This is a genomic window from Paucibacter hankyongi (assembly GCF_037482915.1).
GTDB classification, from domain to species: Bacteria; Pseudomonadota; Gammaproteobacteria; order Burkholderiales; family Burkholderiaceae_C; genus Paucibacter_A; species Paucibacter_A hankyongi.
This window is the reverse complement of sequence record NZ_JBBHJX010000003.1, coordinates 232626-247270: the sequence shown is the minus strand read 5'-3', so window position 1 is coordinate 247270 and position 14645 is coordinate 232626. Positions and strand designations below refer to the sequence as shown.

The window sequence follows — 14645 nt, the reverse complement described above, 5'->3', positions numbered from 1 at the left end:
TTTCTTTGTTGCCTTCGTCCGCTGAGTAGCGGTTGTCGTTTTACTTCGGTGCCAGACGAATCGCGCCGTCCAGGCGAATCACTTCGCCGTTCAGCATTTCGTTGGTGACGATTTGGTGTACCAGCTTGGCGTAGTCGGCCGGTGTGCCCAGGCGCGAAGGGAAGGGCACATTGGCGGCCAGCGCGTCCTGCACTTCCTGCGGCATGCCGAACAGCATGGGTGTGCCGAAGATGCCTGGGGCGATGGTCATATTGCGGATGCCGTTGCGCGCCAGGTCGCGGGCGATCGGCAGCGTCATACCGACCACGCCACCCTTGGAGGCGGCATAAGCGGCTTGGCCGATCTGGCCGTCGTAGGCGGCCACGGAGGCGGTGGAGATCAACACGCCGCGCTCACCGGTCGACTCCGGCTCGTTCTTGCACATGGCCTCGGCAGCCAGGCGAATCATATTGAAGGAGCCGATCAAATTGACCGTCACGACCTTGCTGAAAGCGGCCAAGGCGTGCGCGCCATCCTTGCCGACCGTCTTGGCGGCCGGTGCAATGCCGGCGCAGTTGACCAGGCCGAACAGCTTGCCCAGCGTCAGGGCCTTGGCCACGACGGCTTGGCCATCGGCCTCCTGGCTGACGTCGGCCTTCACGAAGGCGCCGCCGAGTTCTTGGGCCAGCGCTTCGCCGCGCTCGACTTGCAAGTCGGCGATCACGACCTTGGCGCCATGCGCCGTCAGCATCCGGGCTGTGCCTTCGCCGAGGCCCGAGGCGCCGCCGGTGACGATGAATACCTTGCCTGCGATTTCCATGCGTGATCCTTTGAAGAATTGGTTGACGTTGACGTAAACGTTAATTGTCAGGCAAAAACAAAGCCGCAATCAAGCGGCTTTGTTCTGAGGTGCGACGCTTTTTGAGGGCGCCTCTTTGTCGGTGTTGTGGCGGTTTAGCTCAATGCGACCAGCGCGCGTTGGGTGATCTCGTCCACCGAGCCAATGCCCGCGATGCAGCGGTACTTGGGCGCGTTGTCGTCACCGGACTCGGCCCACTTGGAATAGTAGTCCACCAGCGGGCGGGTCTGGGCTTGATAGACCTCCAGACGCTTGCGCACGGTTTCTTCCTTGTCATCCTCGCGCTGCACCAGGGCTTCGCCGGTGGCGTCATCCAGGCCTTCGGCCTTTGGTGGGTTGAACTTGACGTGGTAGGTGCGGCCCGAGGCCACATGCACGCGGCGGCCGCTCATGCGCTCGATGATGGCGCTGTCCGGCACATCGATCTCGAGCACCAGATCCAGCTTCACGCCGGCGGCCTTCATGGCGTCGGCCTGAGGGATGGTGCGGGGGAAGCCGTCAAACAGGAAACCATTGGCGCAGTCCGCTTGAGCGATGCGCTCTTTGACCAAGCCAATGATGATGTCGTCGCTGACCAGTCCGCCCGCGTCCATCACCTTCTTGGCGGCCAGGCCCATTTCGGTGCCGGCCTTGACGGCGGCGCGCAACATATCTCCGGTGGAGATTTGCGGGATACCGAATTTTTGGCAGATAAAGGCTGCTTGGGTGCCTTTGCCGGCGCCGGGGGCGCCCAGAAGAATCAGTCGCATGGGTCTCCTTGGTACTTTCTGAATGCTTGCAATGCGTGGGCCGGTGATTGCGTTTTGCAATCGGTGGCAGAGCATCAAATGGGCCGGCACAAGGCCTCATCAACAGCGGGCGAGGATAGCATGGGCTGGCCTACGCAAGCCTGACGAGGCGCTCGCTTGTACCCCCTGTGTAACCCTAGTGTCGGGTGGTCGGCTCAGCTGGAATGCGAGGTCCGCAGGACGGCGCGCACGCGTTCCAGGTCCTCCGGGGTGTCGACGCCGGGGCCGGGCTTTTCGGCGCTGATGTGCACGGCAATGCGTTCACCATGCCAGAGCACGCGCAACTGTTCCAGCGACTCGATCTGCTCCAGCGGGCTGACCGATAGTGTCGGGAATCGGCGTAAAAAGCCCGCGTGATAGGCATACAGCCCGACATGGCGCAAGGCTGAACCGGCTTGGGGCTGAGGCTGGCTTGGATTGCCGGCCGAGCCATCGCGCCACCAGGGAATTGGTGCGCGCGAAAAATACAGGGCCAGGCCTTGCGCATCGGTGACCAGCTTGACCACATTGGGATTGGCAAAGTCGGCTGCATCTTCCAGCGCATGGGCCACGGTGCTCATCACGCATTGCGGCTTGGCGACCAGCAACTCGGCGCAGGCGTTGATCATGCTCGGCGCGATCAGCGGCTCATCACCCTGCACATTGACCACCACCTCTTGCCCATCCAAGCCCAGCAGTTCGCAGGCCTCGGCCAAGCGGTCGCTGCCGGATACATGGTCGGGCCGAGTCATCAGCGCCGAGACGCCGTGCTTGGCGCAGGCCGCCATGACCGCGCTGGAGTCGGTGGCCACCACCACCTGGCGCGCCTTGGACAGCGCGGCGCGCTGTGCCACCCGCACGATCATGGGCAGACCTTCGATGTCGGCCAAGGGCTTGTTGGGCAGCCGGGTCGACGCCAGGCGCGCCGGCACGATGATGCTGAAGCTCATGCCTGATGATGGCCTGTATTTGCAGCCTTAGCCGAGTTAGCGGCCAGGGTGGCGACGGCGTCAGCCAGCTCGGCCGCCTTGTGGGCCTCGGCTTCCGCGGCGGCATCAAAGCTGCGCGCCTCGTTTTCCAGCATGACAGGAATGCCGTCGCGGATCGGGAAGGCAAGTCGGTCGGCGTGGCAGGCCAGTTCTTGCTCTGCGCCGCGGCGCAGCAGCTCCAGCGGGCCCTTGCAGACCGGGCAGACCAACATTTCCAACAATCGGTTATCCATTTTCTTTGTCCTGTGGCAATGGCGCGGGCTGCAGCTTCATGCGCTGAAGGTGCGGCTCCAAGGCCAGCCAAAAAGCGTGTTCGGGTCGGAAGTCTAGCGCCACCACCCAGACCCGCGTGCCCAGGCAGCGTTGCGGGGGCAGTTTGACGGCGTCCTTTTCGGTCAGCAGCACATCCTGGGTGCCCGCTGGCCAGGGCAATTCGGCGAAGTCGAAATGGTCAGGCAGCGGATGTGGGGCAAATTGCAAGCCCTCGGCGCTCAGCATGTCGAAAAAACGTTGCGGGTGCGCCATGCCTGCGGTGGCCCAGAGCTGCCGGCCGCGCAAAGCATGCAGGGCGGGCAGGGTGGCAGGGCGCCCTTGCCACCAGTCATCCAGGCCGACGGCCCCCGCCAAGGCGCGCCGGGCCATGAAGCCAGGCAGTGTGGTGCTGGGGCTCTGGGCGTTGTACAGGACCAGCTCATGGGCTTGCAAAAGAAGCGCCGGCGGCTGCCGCAAGGGGCCTGCTGGCAGCAGGCGGCCATTGCCCAGGCCGCGCTCATCAAACAGCAAAATCGATAGTGCACGGGGTAGGCGCAAATGCTGCAGCCCATCGTCGCTGATCAGGACCTGCAGCTGCGGCTGCGCTGCCAGCAAGGCCTGCGCCGCCGCGACCCGGTCGCGCCCGACGGCCACCGGCGCGCCGCTACGCAAATGGATTAGCAGCGGCTCATCACCAACTTCGGCGGCGCTGTGCTCGCGCTGCACCAAGCAGACTTCATCGCCGGTTCGGCCATAGCCTCGCGAGACCACGCCGGCCTGCAGCCCCCATTGTTTCAGCTGCGCCAGCAGGGCCAGCGTGGTGGGTGTTTTGCCGGCGCCGCCGACGATCCAGTTGCCGACCACGATGACCGGCACCGGCAAGCTACCGGGTCGCAGGTAACCGCTTCGGTACAGCAGGGCGCGCAGCTTCAGCAGTGCGCCATACAGCCCCGCCAGTGGACGAAACAAATGCGCCAGGGGCCCGTCGGTATACCAAGCGGCTTGCAGTCGATCTGCAAAACTGAGCTTGCCGGGCGTTGGCTGGGGGCCAGGGTCGGGCGCAGAGCCATGAGCCTTGCTCATCGATCCCAGCGCCTATTGGCCGTTGGTCTGCGCTGCAAAGGTCAATTTGGACAGCCCGGCGCGGCGCGCAGCATCCATCACATTGACCACCGATTGGTGTGCCGCTGCCGCATCGGCCGAGACGATCACCACCGTGTCGGCTTGCCCGCCGGCCGCTTGCGTCAACGCAGCGCTCAGCAACTCGACCGCGCGGCCTTCAACCGGCTGGGCGTTGACCACATAGCGGCCATCGGCCGCCACCGCCACAACGATTTCACGCGGACGGTCCTTCAGTTTTTCGGCGTCGGCCACCGGCAGCGTGATCTGCAACTCGGTGAATTTGGAGTAGGTGGTCGACAGCATCAGGAAGATCAGAATCACCAACAAGACGTCGATGAAGGGGATGAGGTTGATCTCCGGGTCCTCGCTGCGGCGTTGCCTGAACTTCATGGCGTCTGGGGTCCGGTCAAGGTCAGGCGGTAAAGCGCTGCAGATGGCTCATCAAACGGTCGCTGGATTGCTCCAACTCCAGCACGTACTCCTCCACCCGGCCGCGGAAGTAGCGGTAGAACATCAGCGAGGGAATGGCGACCATCAAGCCAAAGGCGGTGTTGTAAAGCGCCACCGAAATGCCGTGCGCCAATTGCGCCGGATTGCCGCCGCTGGGTGTCTGGCTGCCGAAAATTTCAATCATGCCGACCACGGTGCCCAGCAGGCCCAGCAGCGGCGCCGCGGTGGCGATGGTGCCCAGCGTGTTGAGGTAACGCTCCAGTTGATGGATGGCGCGACGCCCGGCCAACTCAAACACCTGCTGAAGCTTGGCGGACGGCAGGCGCGGTTCAGCGGTGACTGCGCGCAGGCCTGCGGCCAGCACTTGGCCCAATAGCGAATGCTCGGCCAGGCGGTTCACCACATCGGGGGTGGGCAGGCTCTGGCTGGTGATGCCCAGCACCTCGTCCAGCAAGCGGCGGGGTGCCACCCGACTGCTGCGCAGACTGGAAAAACGCTCAATGATCAAGGCGAGTGCGATGACGGAGCAGATCAGCAAGGGCCAAATCGGCCAACCGGCGGCTTGTATGATCGAAAACAAGGACAACCCCTGGTGAAAGATAAGTGGCGATCAAGCCCTTGGGCGGGCTACCGCAGGCGGCCCATTGAACACCCACGGATCTGAACTGCGGGCGATTATGGCCTGAACTGGGCGGTCTGCCCGACGCGAATGGCGGCTTCGCCCAACAAGCTTGATTTGGGTCGGGCTGGGCCGTTTATTGGGTGGATGAACAATCCACTTTCGCTGTGGATAACTTTGTGGGCAAGCGGCTTCGGGGTGGTGCGAGGCCCCGAAAAATCAAGGCTTTGGCTACATTGCCTCATTCTTGAGCAGGAAAAATAACTTGAAAAACAAGCGTTTATGTGCGTGTGACGAGGCTGTGACAGGGCTTGTGTCTGTTTGGCCCAGTGTTGGCGCGCTTGTGGACTTCCGGACCCGCGCCGGCATTGGGCTGGCGCATGAATGAGCCCTTCCAGGCCGCGCCACAGCGTCGTGTGTGGGGTGTTGCGGCGCTCTTGATGGCGGTCAGCGACAGCTTGTCGGCGCGCTTTTCGGTTTGCGTGGTCGGCGGCGAGTTGTCGGGCTTTACCCGCGCCGCCAGCGGCCACTGCTACTTCAGTTTGAAGGATGCGGACGGGCAACAGGCGATGTTGCGCTGCGCGATGTTTCGCCGTGCCGCCAGCCTGCTCGACTTTTCTCCCGCCGATGGGGCCTTGGTGGAAATGCGCGGGCGGCTGACCCTGTACGAGCCGCGCGGCGAGCTGCAGTTTGTGGTCGAAGGCATGCGGCGCGCCGGTGCCGGGGCGCTGTACGAGCAATTCCTGCGTTTGAAGGCCAAGCTGGAGGCGGCGGGGCTGTTCGACGCTGCAGCCAAGCGGCCACTGCCGGCGTTTCCGCGCCGACTCGGGGTGATCACGTCCACCGCCGGTGCCGCGCTTCACGATGTGCTGACGGCGCTGGCGCGGCGGGCCCCGCATGTGGAGGTCGTCATCTACCCGAGTCCGGTGCAGGGGGAGCAAGCGCCGGCGGCGCTGGTGACGGCCTTGCAGGTGGCCAATGCCCGCGCCGAGGTAGACGCGCTTTTGTTGGTGCGCGGTGGTGGCTCGCTGGAGGATTTGTGGGCCTTCAATGACGAGCGGGTGGTGCGGGCGGTGGCGGCATCCGCTTTGCCGGTGATTTGCGGCGTGGGTCACGAGACCGACGTCACCTTGTGCGACTTGGCTGCAGATTTGCGCGCCCCGACGCCCACTGCGGCGGCCGAGTTGGCCGCGCCATCCCGGCAGGCCAATCTGGATGCCTTGGCGGCGCTGTCGGCAGCCCTGAGTCGGCGCCTCGAGCAGCGCCTGGACATGTCCGCCCAAAGGCTGGACCGCCTGGGCCTGCGTCTGGCCCGGCCGACCGAGATCCTGACGCGGCAGCGTCGCCAACTGGCCTTGTTGACGCAGCGCTGGGGTCAGGCCTTGCCCAAGCTGCAATCACTGCAAGTGCAGCGTTTGAATAACTTGGAGCAGCGCTGCCGTCATGCCGCGCCGACCAGCCTGAGGGCTCAGGGTTTGCGCTTGGATGCCTTGCAGGCGCGCTTGTCTGCACTGGATCCGCAGCGCGTGTTGGCGCGAGGTTACGTCTGGCTCGACGATGGTCAAGGGCGTGCGCTCAGTTCGGTGGCGCAACTGGCAGCCGGTCAGCAAGTGCATGCCGTGTTGGCCGATGGTGAGGCACAGATGCAGGTGCTGGCCACGCAGGGAAATCAGCCAAGCCCGCACAAAGGGCAGGGCGGTCGCAGCAAGTCTGCGACAAGGGCGCAGCCGAAGACCTAGAATCGCGCCCGAACCGCCGGGCTTCGCCCCACCTTTTTACGCACCGAGGAGTTGAAATGGAACATACCCTTCCCGCCTTGCCTTATGCCAAGGACGCCCTGGCCCCGCACTACAGCGCCGAAACGCTGGAGTTCCACCACGGCAAACACCACAACGCCTATGTGGTGAACCTGAACAATCTGCAAAAGGGCACCGAGTTTGAAGCCCTGTCGCTGGAAGAGATCGTCAAGAAGTCCAGTGGCCCGATCTACAACAACGCGGCCCAGATCTGGAACCACACCTTCTTCTGGAACTGCATGAAGCCTAACGGCGGCGGCGCTCCGACCGGCGCTTTGGCCGAAGCCATCAACGCCAAGTGGGGCAGCCTGGACGCTTTCAAGGAAGCCTTCACCAAGAGCGCCGTGGGCAATTTTGGTTCCGGCTGGACCTGGCTGGTGAAGAAGGCCGACGGTAGCGTGGACATCGTCAACACCGGCGCCGCCGGCACGCCGCTGACCACTGCCGACAAGGCCTTGCTGACCGTTGACGTGTGGGAGCATGCCTACTACATCGACTACCGCAATATGCGCCCCAAGTTCGTCGAGGTGTTCCTGAACAATCTCGTCAACTGGGACTTCGCTCAAGCCAATTTCGCCTGAGTTTGAGTTGCTGATGGAAGGCCGGTCCTGGACCGGCCTTTTTGCGTTTTTGTGGCTTCTTTGTGGGCCTACTGAGTTGATGTCATGCGTGTACTGCTGGTCGAGGATGATGCGGCGCTGAGTTTGGGTGTCACGCGGGCGCTGGAGCGCGAGGGTTGGCAGGTGGACAGCCTGGCCGACGGCCGTCAGGCGCTGGCGCCAGGCTTGGTCAATCAATTCGAACTGGCGGTGCTCGATCTGGGCTTGCCCGGCGCCGATGGCATGGCAGTGCTGCGTGCCTGGCGCTCAGCCGGCGCCAAGTTGCCGGTGCTGTTGCTGACCGCCCGCGATGAGTTGTCGGACCGGGTGGCCGGGCTCAATGCCGGCGCCGATGACTACCTGGTCAAGCCCTTCGATCTGCCGGAGCTGATTGCCCGGCTGCGGGCCTTGAAACGTCGCTCCGAGGGGCGCGTCAGCGAGGTGCTGCGGGTGGGCGAGCTGAGCATGGACCTCTCGCACCGCGAACTCAGCCACAAGGGCGACCCCGTCTATTTGAGTCCGCGTGAATTTGCCTTGACCGAAATGCTGATGCAGCGGGTGGGCCGGGTTGTCAGCAAGGACGCCATCGTGGCGCGCTTGTCCAGCTGGGAGGCCGATTTCAGCGAAAACTCGGTCGAGGTCTATGTGCACAGGCTGCGCAAGCGTTTCGCCGAACTGGGTGTGGTGATTCGCACCGTGCGTGGGTTTGGTTATGTGATGGAGTGCGGTGGCGCCTTGCCGGCGCCCGATGGCGAGGGCGCGAGCTGATTCGGCCATGAGCGCAGCCACAAGCTCCACGCTGAGCGCCGCCAATCCGGCCCGGCCGCTGAGCCTGCGCCGGCAATTGCTGGCGCCGCTGGCCTGGATCTGGTTGTTCGGCCTGCTGGCCGCTGCCGGTGGGGCCTATTGGCTGGCCATGGCCAGCGCCAATGCGGCCTTTGACCGCGGCTTGCAAGATGAAACCGCGGCACTCGCCGCCAGAGTGGTCTGGACCGATCGCGGGCCCTTGCTGGATGTCAGTCGGCAGGCGATGGAGACGATGGGCTGGGATCTGGAGGGTCGCAACAGCTTTGCGCTGCTGGACGAGGCAGGCCATGTGCTGGCCGGAGACCCGGCGGTGCCGCGCCCGGAACTGCGGCATCAGAGCTTTTCGCGCCCGGTGTTGTTTGACGGTGAATTCCAGGGCGAGACGGTGCGCGGCGCCCTGTTCTCACTCAGCTCGCCGATGCTGGACCGTTCGGTATCGGTCATTGCGATCGAGAGTCGTCACAAGCGCGCCCGCTTGGTGCGCGATGTGTTGCTGGCAATGGTGGTACCGACCTTGGTGATCGCGCTGCTGACGGTGTCGCTGCTGGCCTGGGGGATTCGGCGTGGTTTGGCGCCGCTGCGCCAAGTGGCGCGTGAAGTGGAACGGCGGGCGCCGAACGATCTGCGGCCTTTGCCCATCGAGGGTGTGCCGGCCGAGGCCGTGCCGCTGATCGAACGTATCAACAGCTTGCTGGCCGATGTGCAGGCCTCGGTGCAGCTGCAGCGCCGCTTTGTTGCCGATGCTGCCCATCAGTTGCGCACGCCGGTGGCCGGCTTGCGTGTCTTGACGCAAGAGTTGGAGTTGGAATTGCGCCAATGGGAGTCGCAGGCGCTTGCCGACGCGAAGCCCCAGGGAGCGTCGGGGGGGGCTGGGCCTGACCGTGCTCCGCAGGCGGGCGCGTGGCAACCGCTGATGAGCGCCTTGCTGCTGTCCAGCGACAAGCTGGCGCGCTTGATCGGGCAGTTGTTGAGTCTGGTGCGTTCGCAAGGGGCCCAAGCTTTGGCGCCCCATCAGGCCGCGATCGATATTCGCCCCATGCTGCGCGAAGCGGCCGAGCCGATGGCGCTGCGCGCCGCGCGGTTGGGCCGCAGCCTGTTGTTGGACATGCCCGACAGCCCGGTGCCGGCTCGCGTCAATACCTTGTGGCTGGGCGAGGCGCTGTCGAATGTTTTGGACAACGCCTTGCGCTACGGCGGGCCGAACATCTCGGTGCGGGTTGGCATGGCAGCCGTCGGTGTGCAGATCGACATCGAGGACGATGGGCCGGGCGTGGCGCCGGCCGATTTGCCTCGCTTGGTTGAACCTTTTTGGCGCGGCGAGCGGGCCGACGTTCGTGCCGATGTTCGGGGCTCCCCCCGAAGCAACGGGCTTGGGGAAAGTGCTAGCTCGGCCGGCTCGGTGGGTGAGGGCGATGGCGGCACCGGTCTGGGTCTGGCCATTGCTTACGAGGTGATACAGCGTTTGGGGGGTAGCTGGTTGGCGCAAACCCGGCCCGAAGTGGCTGGCTTGCGTATCCGCTGGATCTTGCCGTCTTGAGCGTGGCGTCGCGCTGGGCGGGGCTGCACAGGGCTATGAGCCCCCGGCGCTAAAAACAAACGCCCTGTCGCGCGCTGGTCTTGATATATATCATTCCCGCCAGTGCCGAGTTCGCCTAGATTAGCCTGCCGCCTCCTTGCACGATGACCTCAGCCTCGAACCGACTCCGCCCGTCTGCCTCCGCCACTCTTGCGGAGACTTGGACCTCCGACGATCCCGCCTTATTGGCGCCGTTCACCCGTTGGCTGAATGCGGCCGATGGCTTGGCGTTGGGTCTAGGCGCGGCGGGCGCGGTTGGAAATGCGGGAGATGGGGGCCATGTGGCCGGCGTCGACCCGGACGCCGTGGCCGAATCGCAGTTTCAGCTCTCGGGCCTGCATTGCGCCGCCTGTGCGGGCATCATCGAACAGGCCTTGCGGGAGTTGCCTGGCGTGAAGTCCGCGCGCGTCAATGCCGCCAGTGCGCGCTTGACCCTGCGGTGGCAGCCGGGGCGCAGCAATCTGGCGCAGGTGCTGGCGCGCGTTGAGCGTGCCGGTTATGGCGCCGCACCCGACGTGGCGGCGCCGGCACGGCAGTTGCGGGAGCGCGAGCATCGCCAAGCCTTGTGGCGCTTGTTCGTGGCCGCCTTTTTGATGATGCAGGTGATGATGATGGCGGCGCCGTCGTATTTCGCCGCGCCCGGCGAGATCAGTCCTGACCTTGTGCGTTTGCTGCAATGGGCTTGCTGGGTCTTGAGTCTGCCGGTTTTATTTTTCTCGGCCGGGCCGTTTTTCCGTGGTGCCTGGCAGCAGATTCGGGCCGGTCGACTGGGCATGGACGTGCCGGTGGTGCTGGGCTTGGTGGTGACCTTTGTGGCCAGCAGCGGCGCGTTGTTCGAGCCAGGTGGATTCTTTGGCGACGAGGTCTTCTTTGATTCTTTGACCATGTTCGTGGCCTTTTTGCTTGGCGGGCGCTATCTTGAATTGCGGGCGCGCCACCGGGCGGCGATGGTTTTGGAACAGGCCGCCAATCGCTTGCCCGACGCCGTCGAGCGCATTGCGCCTGACGGCAGCGTTGAGCGGGTGGCGCCCAGCCGTTTGAGGGCTGGGGATTTGGTGCGCGTGGTCGCTGGTCAGGCCTTTCCGGCTGACGGACTGGTGGAGCGCGGCAGCAGCGCGGTCGACGAGTCCTTGCTCAGTGGTGAATCATTGCCGGTTGCCAAGCAGGCGGGCGACGAGGTGGTGGCGGCCAGCATGAATTTGCAGGCGCCCTTGCTGATGCGGGTCTTGCGCGTTGGCGCCGATACCCGGCACGAGGCGATTGTTCGTCTGATGCGTGAGGCGATGACGCAGCGTCCCGCCGCCACCGAATTGGCGGACCGCGTGGCCGGCCCGTTTTTGTGGGCGGTGCTGTTTCTGGCGGCCGCTGGCGCCTTAGCCTGGCACTTCATTGACCCGAGCCGTTCGGTCTGGGTGGCGGTGTCGGTGTTGATCGTGACCTGCCCTTGCGCCTTGTCCTTGGCGGCGCCCTCGGCCCGCTTGGCGGCCACGGCCGCCCTGGCCAAACGCGGTTTTCTGCTGGTGAAGCTGGATGTGCTGGAGACGCTGTGTCGGGTCGATACGGTGGTGCTGGACAAGACCGGCACCCTGACCGAGGACCGCATGGAATTGCTGGAAGTTCGCCTTGCGGGGGCGGACGAGCTTGTGGCCGACGGACGCTCAAACGCGCAGGCCGAGGCGCTCTTGGCGCTGGCGCGTGATCTGGCGCGCCATTCGCAGCATCCGTTTTCGCGTGCTTTGGCTGATCCATTGGCGCATTCTTTGGCGGCCGATGCGCCCCAGCAGGACTGGCAGCAGGTCAGCGAGCAGGCCGGCCTGGGCTTGCAGGCTCAGGATGGCCAAGGCCAGGTATGGCGTTTGGGTGCGCCGGCCTGGGTGGCCGAGGGTCAGGTCTTGCCGGCTGATGTGCAACTGGCCTTTGGGCGCTCGGGTGCCTTGTTGTGGCTGCGCTTTGGTGAAGTCTTGCGGGAGGATGCCATCGCGGCCGTGGCTGCCCTGCACCGGCAGGGGCTGCGCACGGTCTTGTTGTCGGGCGATGCGCCCGAGCGGGTCAGTCGTTTGGCTCAGGCTGCGGGTGTGCAGCAGGCAAAGGGCGGCGCCACGCCGGCCAGCAAGTTGGCGCACGTGGCCGCAATGCAGGCCGAGGGGCGCTGCGTTTTGATGGTGGGTGATGGCATCAATGACGCGCCGGTGCTGGCGCGCGCCGACGCCAGCGTGGTGATGGGGCAGGGGGCCATGCTGGCTCGTGCCAGTGCCGACGCCCTGCTGCTGTCGAACCGCTTGGCCGACCTCGCAGGCGCGCGCGCCTTGGCTCTGCAAAGCGCCCGTGTGATTCGCCAAAACCTGGGCTGGGCCGCGGCCTATAACGCAGCCTGTATACCTTTGGCGTTAGCGGGTTTGTTGCCGCCCTGGGCAGCCGGGCTGGGCATGGCCAGCAGTTCCTTGTTCGTCATCTTGAATGCCCAGCGCTTGGCGTTCGTCAAACCCTGAAGGCCCGCGCATGGATGTGATGTATCTCTTGATCCCTGTCTCGGTGCTGCTGGTCCTGGTGATCGTGGGCATTTTCGGGTGGGCAATTAACAACGGTCAGTTGGAAGATTTGGAACGCGAAGGGGGGCGAATCTTGGAAGATGCTTCCGAGGTTGACCAACATCAAGTTTTCACCCGCGGCGGTGGCGAAGAATCGCCTCCGTCTAACTAGAAGCTGCAAGGAGCCAAACAAATGGCAAATACTGCTGCGCCGGTCATGTCGACCGGAGGCGTGTACGAAGACGGAGTGGTGCGGGCCTTTGCGCTTGCCGCCGTTCTCTGGGGTGTTGTGGGCATGTTGGTGGGGGTGATCATCGCCGCCCAGCTGACTTGGCCCGAACTCAATCTGGGCATTCCATGGCTCAGCTACGGTCGATTGCGTCCACTGCATACCAATGCGGTGATTTTTGCTTTTGGTGGCTGCACTTTGTTTGCCACCGCCTACCACGTGGTGCAGCGCACCGGCCAAACGCGCTTGTTCGCGCCCGGCCTGGCTTGGTTCACATTCTGGGGCTGGCAGCTGGTCATCCTGTCGGCGGCGTTGACGCTGCCTTTGGGCATCACCAGCGGCAAGGAATACGCCGAACTCGAGTGGCCGATTGACATCTTGATCACCCTGGTCTGGGTGTCTTATGCCGTCGTCTTCTTCGGCACCATTGGCACCCGCAAGGTCAAGCACATTTATGTGGCCAACTGGTTCTTCGGCGCCTTCATCATCGCCGTGGCGCTGCTGCACTTGGTGAACAGCGCGGCCATTCCGGTCAGCCTGTTCAAGAGCTACTCGGCCTACGCCGGCGTGCAAGACGCGATGGTGCAATGGTGGTACGGCCACAATGCCGTGGGCTTCTTCCTGACGGCCGGCTTCCTGGGCATGATGTACTACTACATCCCCAAGCAAGCAGGTCGCCCGGTCTACAGCTACCGCCTGTCCATCGTCCACTTCTGGGCGCTGATCTTCACCTATATGTGGGCCGGCCCACACCACCTGCACTACACCGCGCTGCCGGACTGGGCGCAATCGGTGGGCATGGTGTTCTCGCTGGTGCTGCTGGCCCCGAGCTGGGGCGGCATGATCAACGGCATCATGACCCTGTCGGGTGCCTGGCACAAGTTGCGTGACGACCCGATCCTGAAGTTCCTGATCGTGTCCCTGTCTTTCTACGGCATGTCGACCTTTGAAGGTCCGATGATGTCCATCAAGACCGTCAATGCGCTGAGCCACTACACCGACTGGACCGTGGGCCATGTGCACTCCGGCGCCTTGGGCTGGGTGGGTCTGATCTCCATGGGCTCGCTGTACTACCTGATCCCGCGCATGTTCGGCCGTACCGAGATGTACTCGAAGAAGGCGATCGAGTTGCACTTCTGGATTGCCACGCTGGGTATCGTGCTCTACATCGCTGCGATGTGGATTGCCGGTGTGATGCAGGGTCTGATGTGGCGTGCGGTTAACCCTGACGGCACGCTGGTCTACACCTTTGTGGAAAGCGTCAAGGCGACCTATCCCTTCTATGTCGTGCGTCTGCTGGGCGGCCTGCTCTATCTGGGCGGCATGCTGGTGATGGCTTGGAACGTGGTCAAGACCGTGCAGGTGGGCAGTGCCGTCAAGGCACCGATCCCGACCCTGGTCAACGCCTGATCCGCTGAACGCGAGAACGAGGAGAAATTTTTATGGCATCCACAGAACACAAGGCCAGCGGACACCAGCGCATCGAGACCAGCAACTTCTTGATGATCGTGCTGGTGCTGTTGACGGTGATCGCCGGTGGCGCGGTTGAAATCGTGCCGCTGTTCTTCCAGCGCTCGACCACCGAAGCGGCGCCCGGGCTCAAGCCCTACACGCCGCTGCAACTGGCGGGCCGCGACATCTACATCCGCGAAGGTTGCTACAACTGCCACTCGCAGATGATTCGCCCCTTCCGCTCGGAGACGCTGCGTTATGGCCACTACTCCACCGCTGGTGAGTTCGTCTATGACCATCCGTTCCAGTGGGGCTCCAAGCGTACCGGTCCCGACCTGCACCGTGTCGGCGGCAAGTACAGCGACGAATGGCATCGCATTCACTTGAACAACCCGCGCGATCTGGTGCCCGAGTCGAACATGCCGGCCTATCCCTGGCTGGTCAATGCTCAGCTGAATCCGGCCGATATGGCTCCCAAGCTGAAGGCGCTGCGTACCGTCGGCGTGCCTTACACCGATGCCGACATTGCCGGCGCCGGCGAGGCCGTCAAGGGTCGCACCGAGATGGAAGCGGTGATCTCCTACCTGCAGGTGCTCGGCACCGCTCTGAAGTAAGCACGAG

Annotated in this window: 15 protein-coding genes; 8 read left to right on the top strand and 7 right to left on the bottom strand. The window is 64.1% G+C overall.

Features of this window, described 5'->3' with window-relative positions; genetic code table 11:
• Window positions 1–40: 40 nt before the first annotated feature.
• The 7 genes from WG899_RS07070 to WG899_RS07040 all read right to left on the bottom strand — a co-directional run bounded on the left by WG899_RS07070 (window position 41) and on the right by WG899_RS07040 (window position 4998).
• Window positions 41–799: a 3-hydroxyacyl-CoA dehydrogenase gene (locus WG899_RS07070; protein WP_339594925.1), complete on the bottom strand. Its 759-nt coding sequence runs from the start codon at window positions 797–799 to the stop codon at window positions 41–43.
• A gap of 134 nt (window positions 800–933) precedes the next feature.
• Entirely contained in the window at window positions 934–1587 is a 654-nt protein-coding gene (gene adk, locus WG899_RS07065; RefSeq protein ID WP_339594924.1) for an adenylate kinase, read from the bottom strand.
• A 194-nt stretch (window positions 1588–1781) separates the two neighbouring features.
• Complete coding sequence (gene kdsB, locus WG899_RS07060; RefSeq protein WP_339594923.1) at window positions 1782–2555, bottom strand: 3-deoxy-manno-octulosonate cytidylyltransferase; 774 nt, start codon at window positions 2553–2555, stop codon at window positions 1782–1784.
• The gene (locus WG899_RS07055; protein ID WP_339594922.1) at window positions 2552–2827 is read right to left on the bottom strand and encodes a Trm112 family protein; all 276 of its coding nucleotides are present in this window, start codon (window positions 2825–2827) and stop codon (window positions 2552–2554) included. The genes kdsB and WG899_RS07055 overlap by 4 nt, the downstream gene beginning before the upstream one ends.
• Window positions 2820–3929 carry a tetraacyldisaccharide 4'-kinase gene (gene lpxK / locus WG899_RS07050; RefSeq protein ID WP_339594921.1) on the bottom strand — a complete coding sequence of 370 codons (1110 nt, stop codon included), beginning with the start codon at window positions 3927–3929 and terminating at the stop codon, window positions 2820–2822. The genes WG899_RS07055 and lpxK overlap by 8 nt, the downstream gene beginning before the upstream one ends.
• Window positions 3930–3941: 12 nt before the next feature.
• Window positions 3942–4358 (bottom strand): ExbD/TolR family protein, encoded by a 417-nt coding sequence (locus WG899_RS07045; RefSeq protein WP_339594920.1) that lies wholly within the window; start codon window positions 4356–4358, stop codon window positions 3942–3944.
• A gap of 22 nt (window positions 4359–4380) precedes the next feature.
• Complete coding sequence (locus tag WG899_RS07040) at window positions 4381–4998, bottom strand: MotA/TolQ/ExbB proton channel family protein (protein ID WP_339594919.1); 618 nt, start codon at window positions 4996–4998, stop codon at window positions 4381–4383.
• A 419-nt stretch (window positions 4999–5417) separates the two neighbouring features.
• Between WG899_RS07040 and xseA the strand changes: the two genes are divergently transcribed.
• From xseA to ccoO, 8 genes are all read left to right on the top strand, one after another.
• Window positions 5418–6776: an exodeoxyribonuclease VII large subunit gene (xseA, locus tag WG899_RS07035; RefSeq protein WP_339594918.1), complete on the top strand. Its 1359-nt coding sequence runs from the start codon at window positions 5418–5420 to the stop codon at window positions 6774–6776.
• A 56-nt stretch (window positions 6777–6832) separates the two neighbouring features.
• On the top strand, window positions 6833–7414 hold the full coding sequence (locus WG899_RS07030; RefSeq protein WP_339594917.1) for a superoxide dismutase: 582 nt from the start codon (window positions 6833–6835) through the stop codon (window positions 7412–7414).
• A gap of 84 nt (window positions 7415–7498) precedes the next feature.
• Entirely contained in the window at window positions 7499–8200 is a 702-nt protein-coding gene (locus WG899_RS07025) for a response regulator (RefSeq protein ID WP_339594916.1), read from the top strand.
• 7 nt (window positions 8201–8207) lie between these two features.
• Window positions 8208–9776, top strand: coding sequence for a sensor histidine kinase N-terminal domain-containing protein (locus WG899_RS07020; RefSeq protein ID WP_339594915.1), 1569 nt, complete (start codon window positions 8208–8210; stop codon window positions 9774–9776).
• A gap of 143 nt (window positions 9777–9919) precedes the next feature.
• On the top strand, window positions 9920–12304 hold the full coding sequence (locus WG899_RS07015; RefSeq protein ID WP_339594914.1) for a heavy metal translocating P-type ATPase: 2385 nt from the start codon (window positions 9920–9922) through the stop codon (window positions 12302–12304).
• 10 nt (window positions 12305–12314) lie between these two features.
• Window positions 12315–12515 carry a cbb3-type cytochrome oxidase assembly protein CcoS gene (gene ccoS / locus WG899_RS07010; protein WP_339594913.1) on the top strand — a complete coding sequence of 67 codons (201 nt, stop codon included), beginning with the start codon at window positions 12315–12317 and terminating at the stop codon, window positions 12513–12515.
• Between the two features lie 21 nt (window positions 12516–12536).
• Window positions 12537–13982 carry a cytochrome-c oxidase, cbb3-type subunit I gene (ccoN, locus tag WG899_RS07005; RefSeq protein WP_339594912.1) on the top strand — a complete coding sequence of 482 codons (1446 nt, stop codon included), beginning with the start codon at window positions 12537–12539 and terminating at the stop codon, window positions 13980–13982.
• 32 nt (window positions 13983–14014) lie between these two features.
• On the top strand, window positions 14015–14638 hold the full coding sequence (gene ccoO / locus WG899_RS07000; RefSeq protein ID WP_339594911.1) for a cytochrome-c oxidase, cbb3-type subunit II: 624 nt from the start codon (window positions 14015–14017) through the stop codon (window positions 14636–14638).
• Window positions 14639–14645 lie beyond the last annotated feature (7 nt).

What these genes read in the sequence shown, in the direction of transcription:
- WG899_RS07070 (WP_339594925.1), bottom strand. Translation starts at nt 799, where the DNA reads ATGGAAATCGCAGGCAAGGTATTCATCGTCACCGGCGGCGCCTCGGGC.
- adk (WP_339594924.1), bottom strand. Translation starts at nt 1,587, where the DNA reads ATGCGACTGATTCTTCTGGGCGCCCCCGGCGCCGGCAAAGGCACCCAA.
- kdsB (WP_339594923.1), bottom strand. Translation starts at nt 2,555, where the DNA reads ATGAGCTTCAGCATCATCGTGCCGGCGCGCCTGGCGTCGACCCGGCTG.
- WG899_RS07055 (WP_339594922.1), bottom strand. Translation starts at nt 2,827, where the DNA reads ATGGATAACCGATTGTTGGAAATGTTGGTCTGCCCGGTCTGCAAGGGC.
- lpxK (WP_339594921.1), bottom strand. Translation starts at nt 3,929, where the DNA reads ATGAGCAAGGCTCATGGCTCTGCGCCCGACCCTGGCCCCCAGCCAACG.
- WG899_RS07045 (WP_339594920.1), bottom strand. Translation starts at nt 4,358, where the DNA reads ATGAAGTTCAGGCAACGCCGCAGCGAGGACCCGGAGATCAACCTCATC.
- xseA (WP_339594918.1), top strand. Translation starts at nt 5,418, where the DNA reads ATGAATGAGCCCTTCCAGGCCGCGCCACAGCGTCGTGTGTGGGGTGTT.
- WG899_RS07030 (WP_339594917.1), top strand. Translation starts at nt 6,833, where the DNA reads ATGGAACATACCCTTCCCGCCTTGCCTTATGCCAAGGACGCCCTGGCC.
- WG899_RS07025 (WP_339594916.1), top strand. Translation starts at nt 7,499, where the DNA reads ATGCGTGTACTGCTGGTCGAGGATGATGCGGCGCTGAGTTTGGGTGTC.
- WG899_RS07020 (WP_339594915.1), top strand. Translation starts at nt 8,208, where the DNA reads ATGAGCGCAGCCACAAGCTCCACGCTGAGCGCCGCCAATCCGGCCCGG.
- WG899_RS07015 (WP_339594914.1), top strand. Translation starts at nt 9,920, where the DNA reads ATGACCTCAGCCTCGAACCGACTCCGCCCGTCTGCCTCCGCCACTCTT.
- ccoS (WP_339594913.1), top strand. Translation starts at nt 12,315, where the DNA reads ATGGATGTGATGTATCTCTTGATCCCTGTCTCGGTGCTGCTGGTCCTG.
- ccoN (WP_339594912.1), top strand. Translation starts at nt 12,537, where the DNA reads ATGGCAAATACTGCTGCGCCGGTCATGTCGACCGGAGGCGTGTACGAA.
- ccoO (WP_339594911.1), top strand. Translation starts at nt 14,015, where the DNA reads ATGGCATCCACAGAACACAAGGCCAGCGGACACCAGCGCATCGAGACC.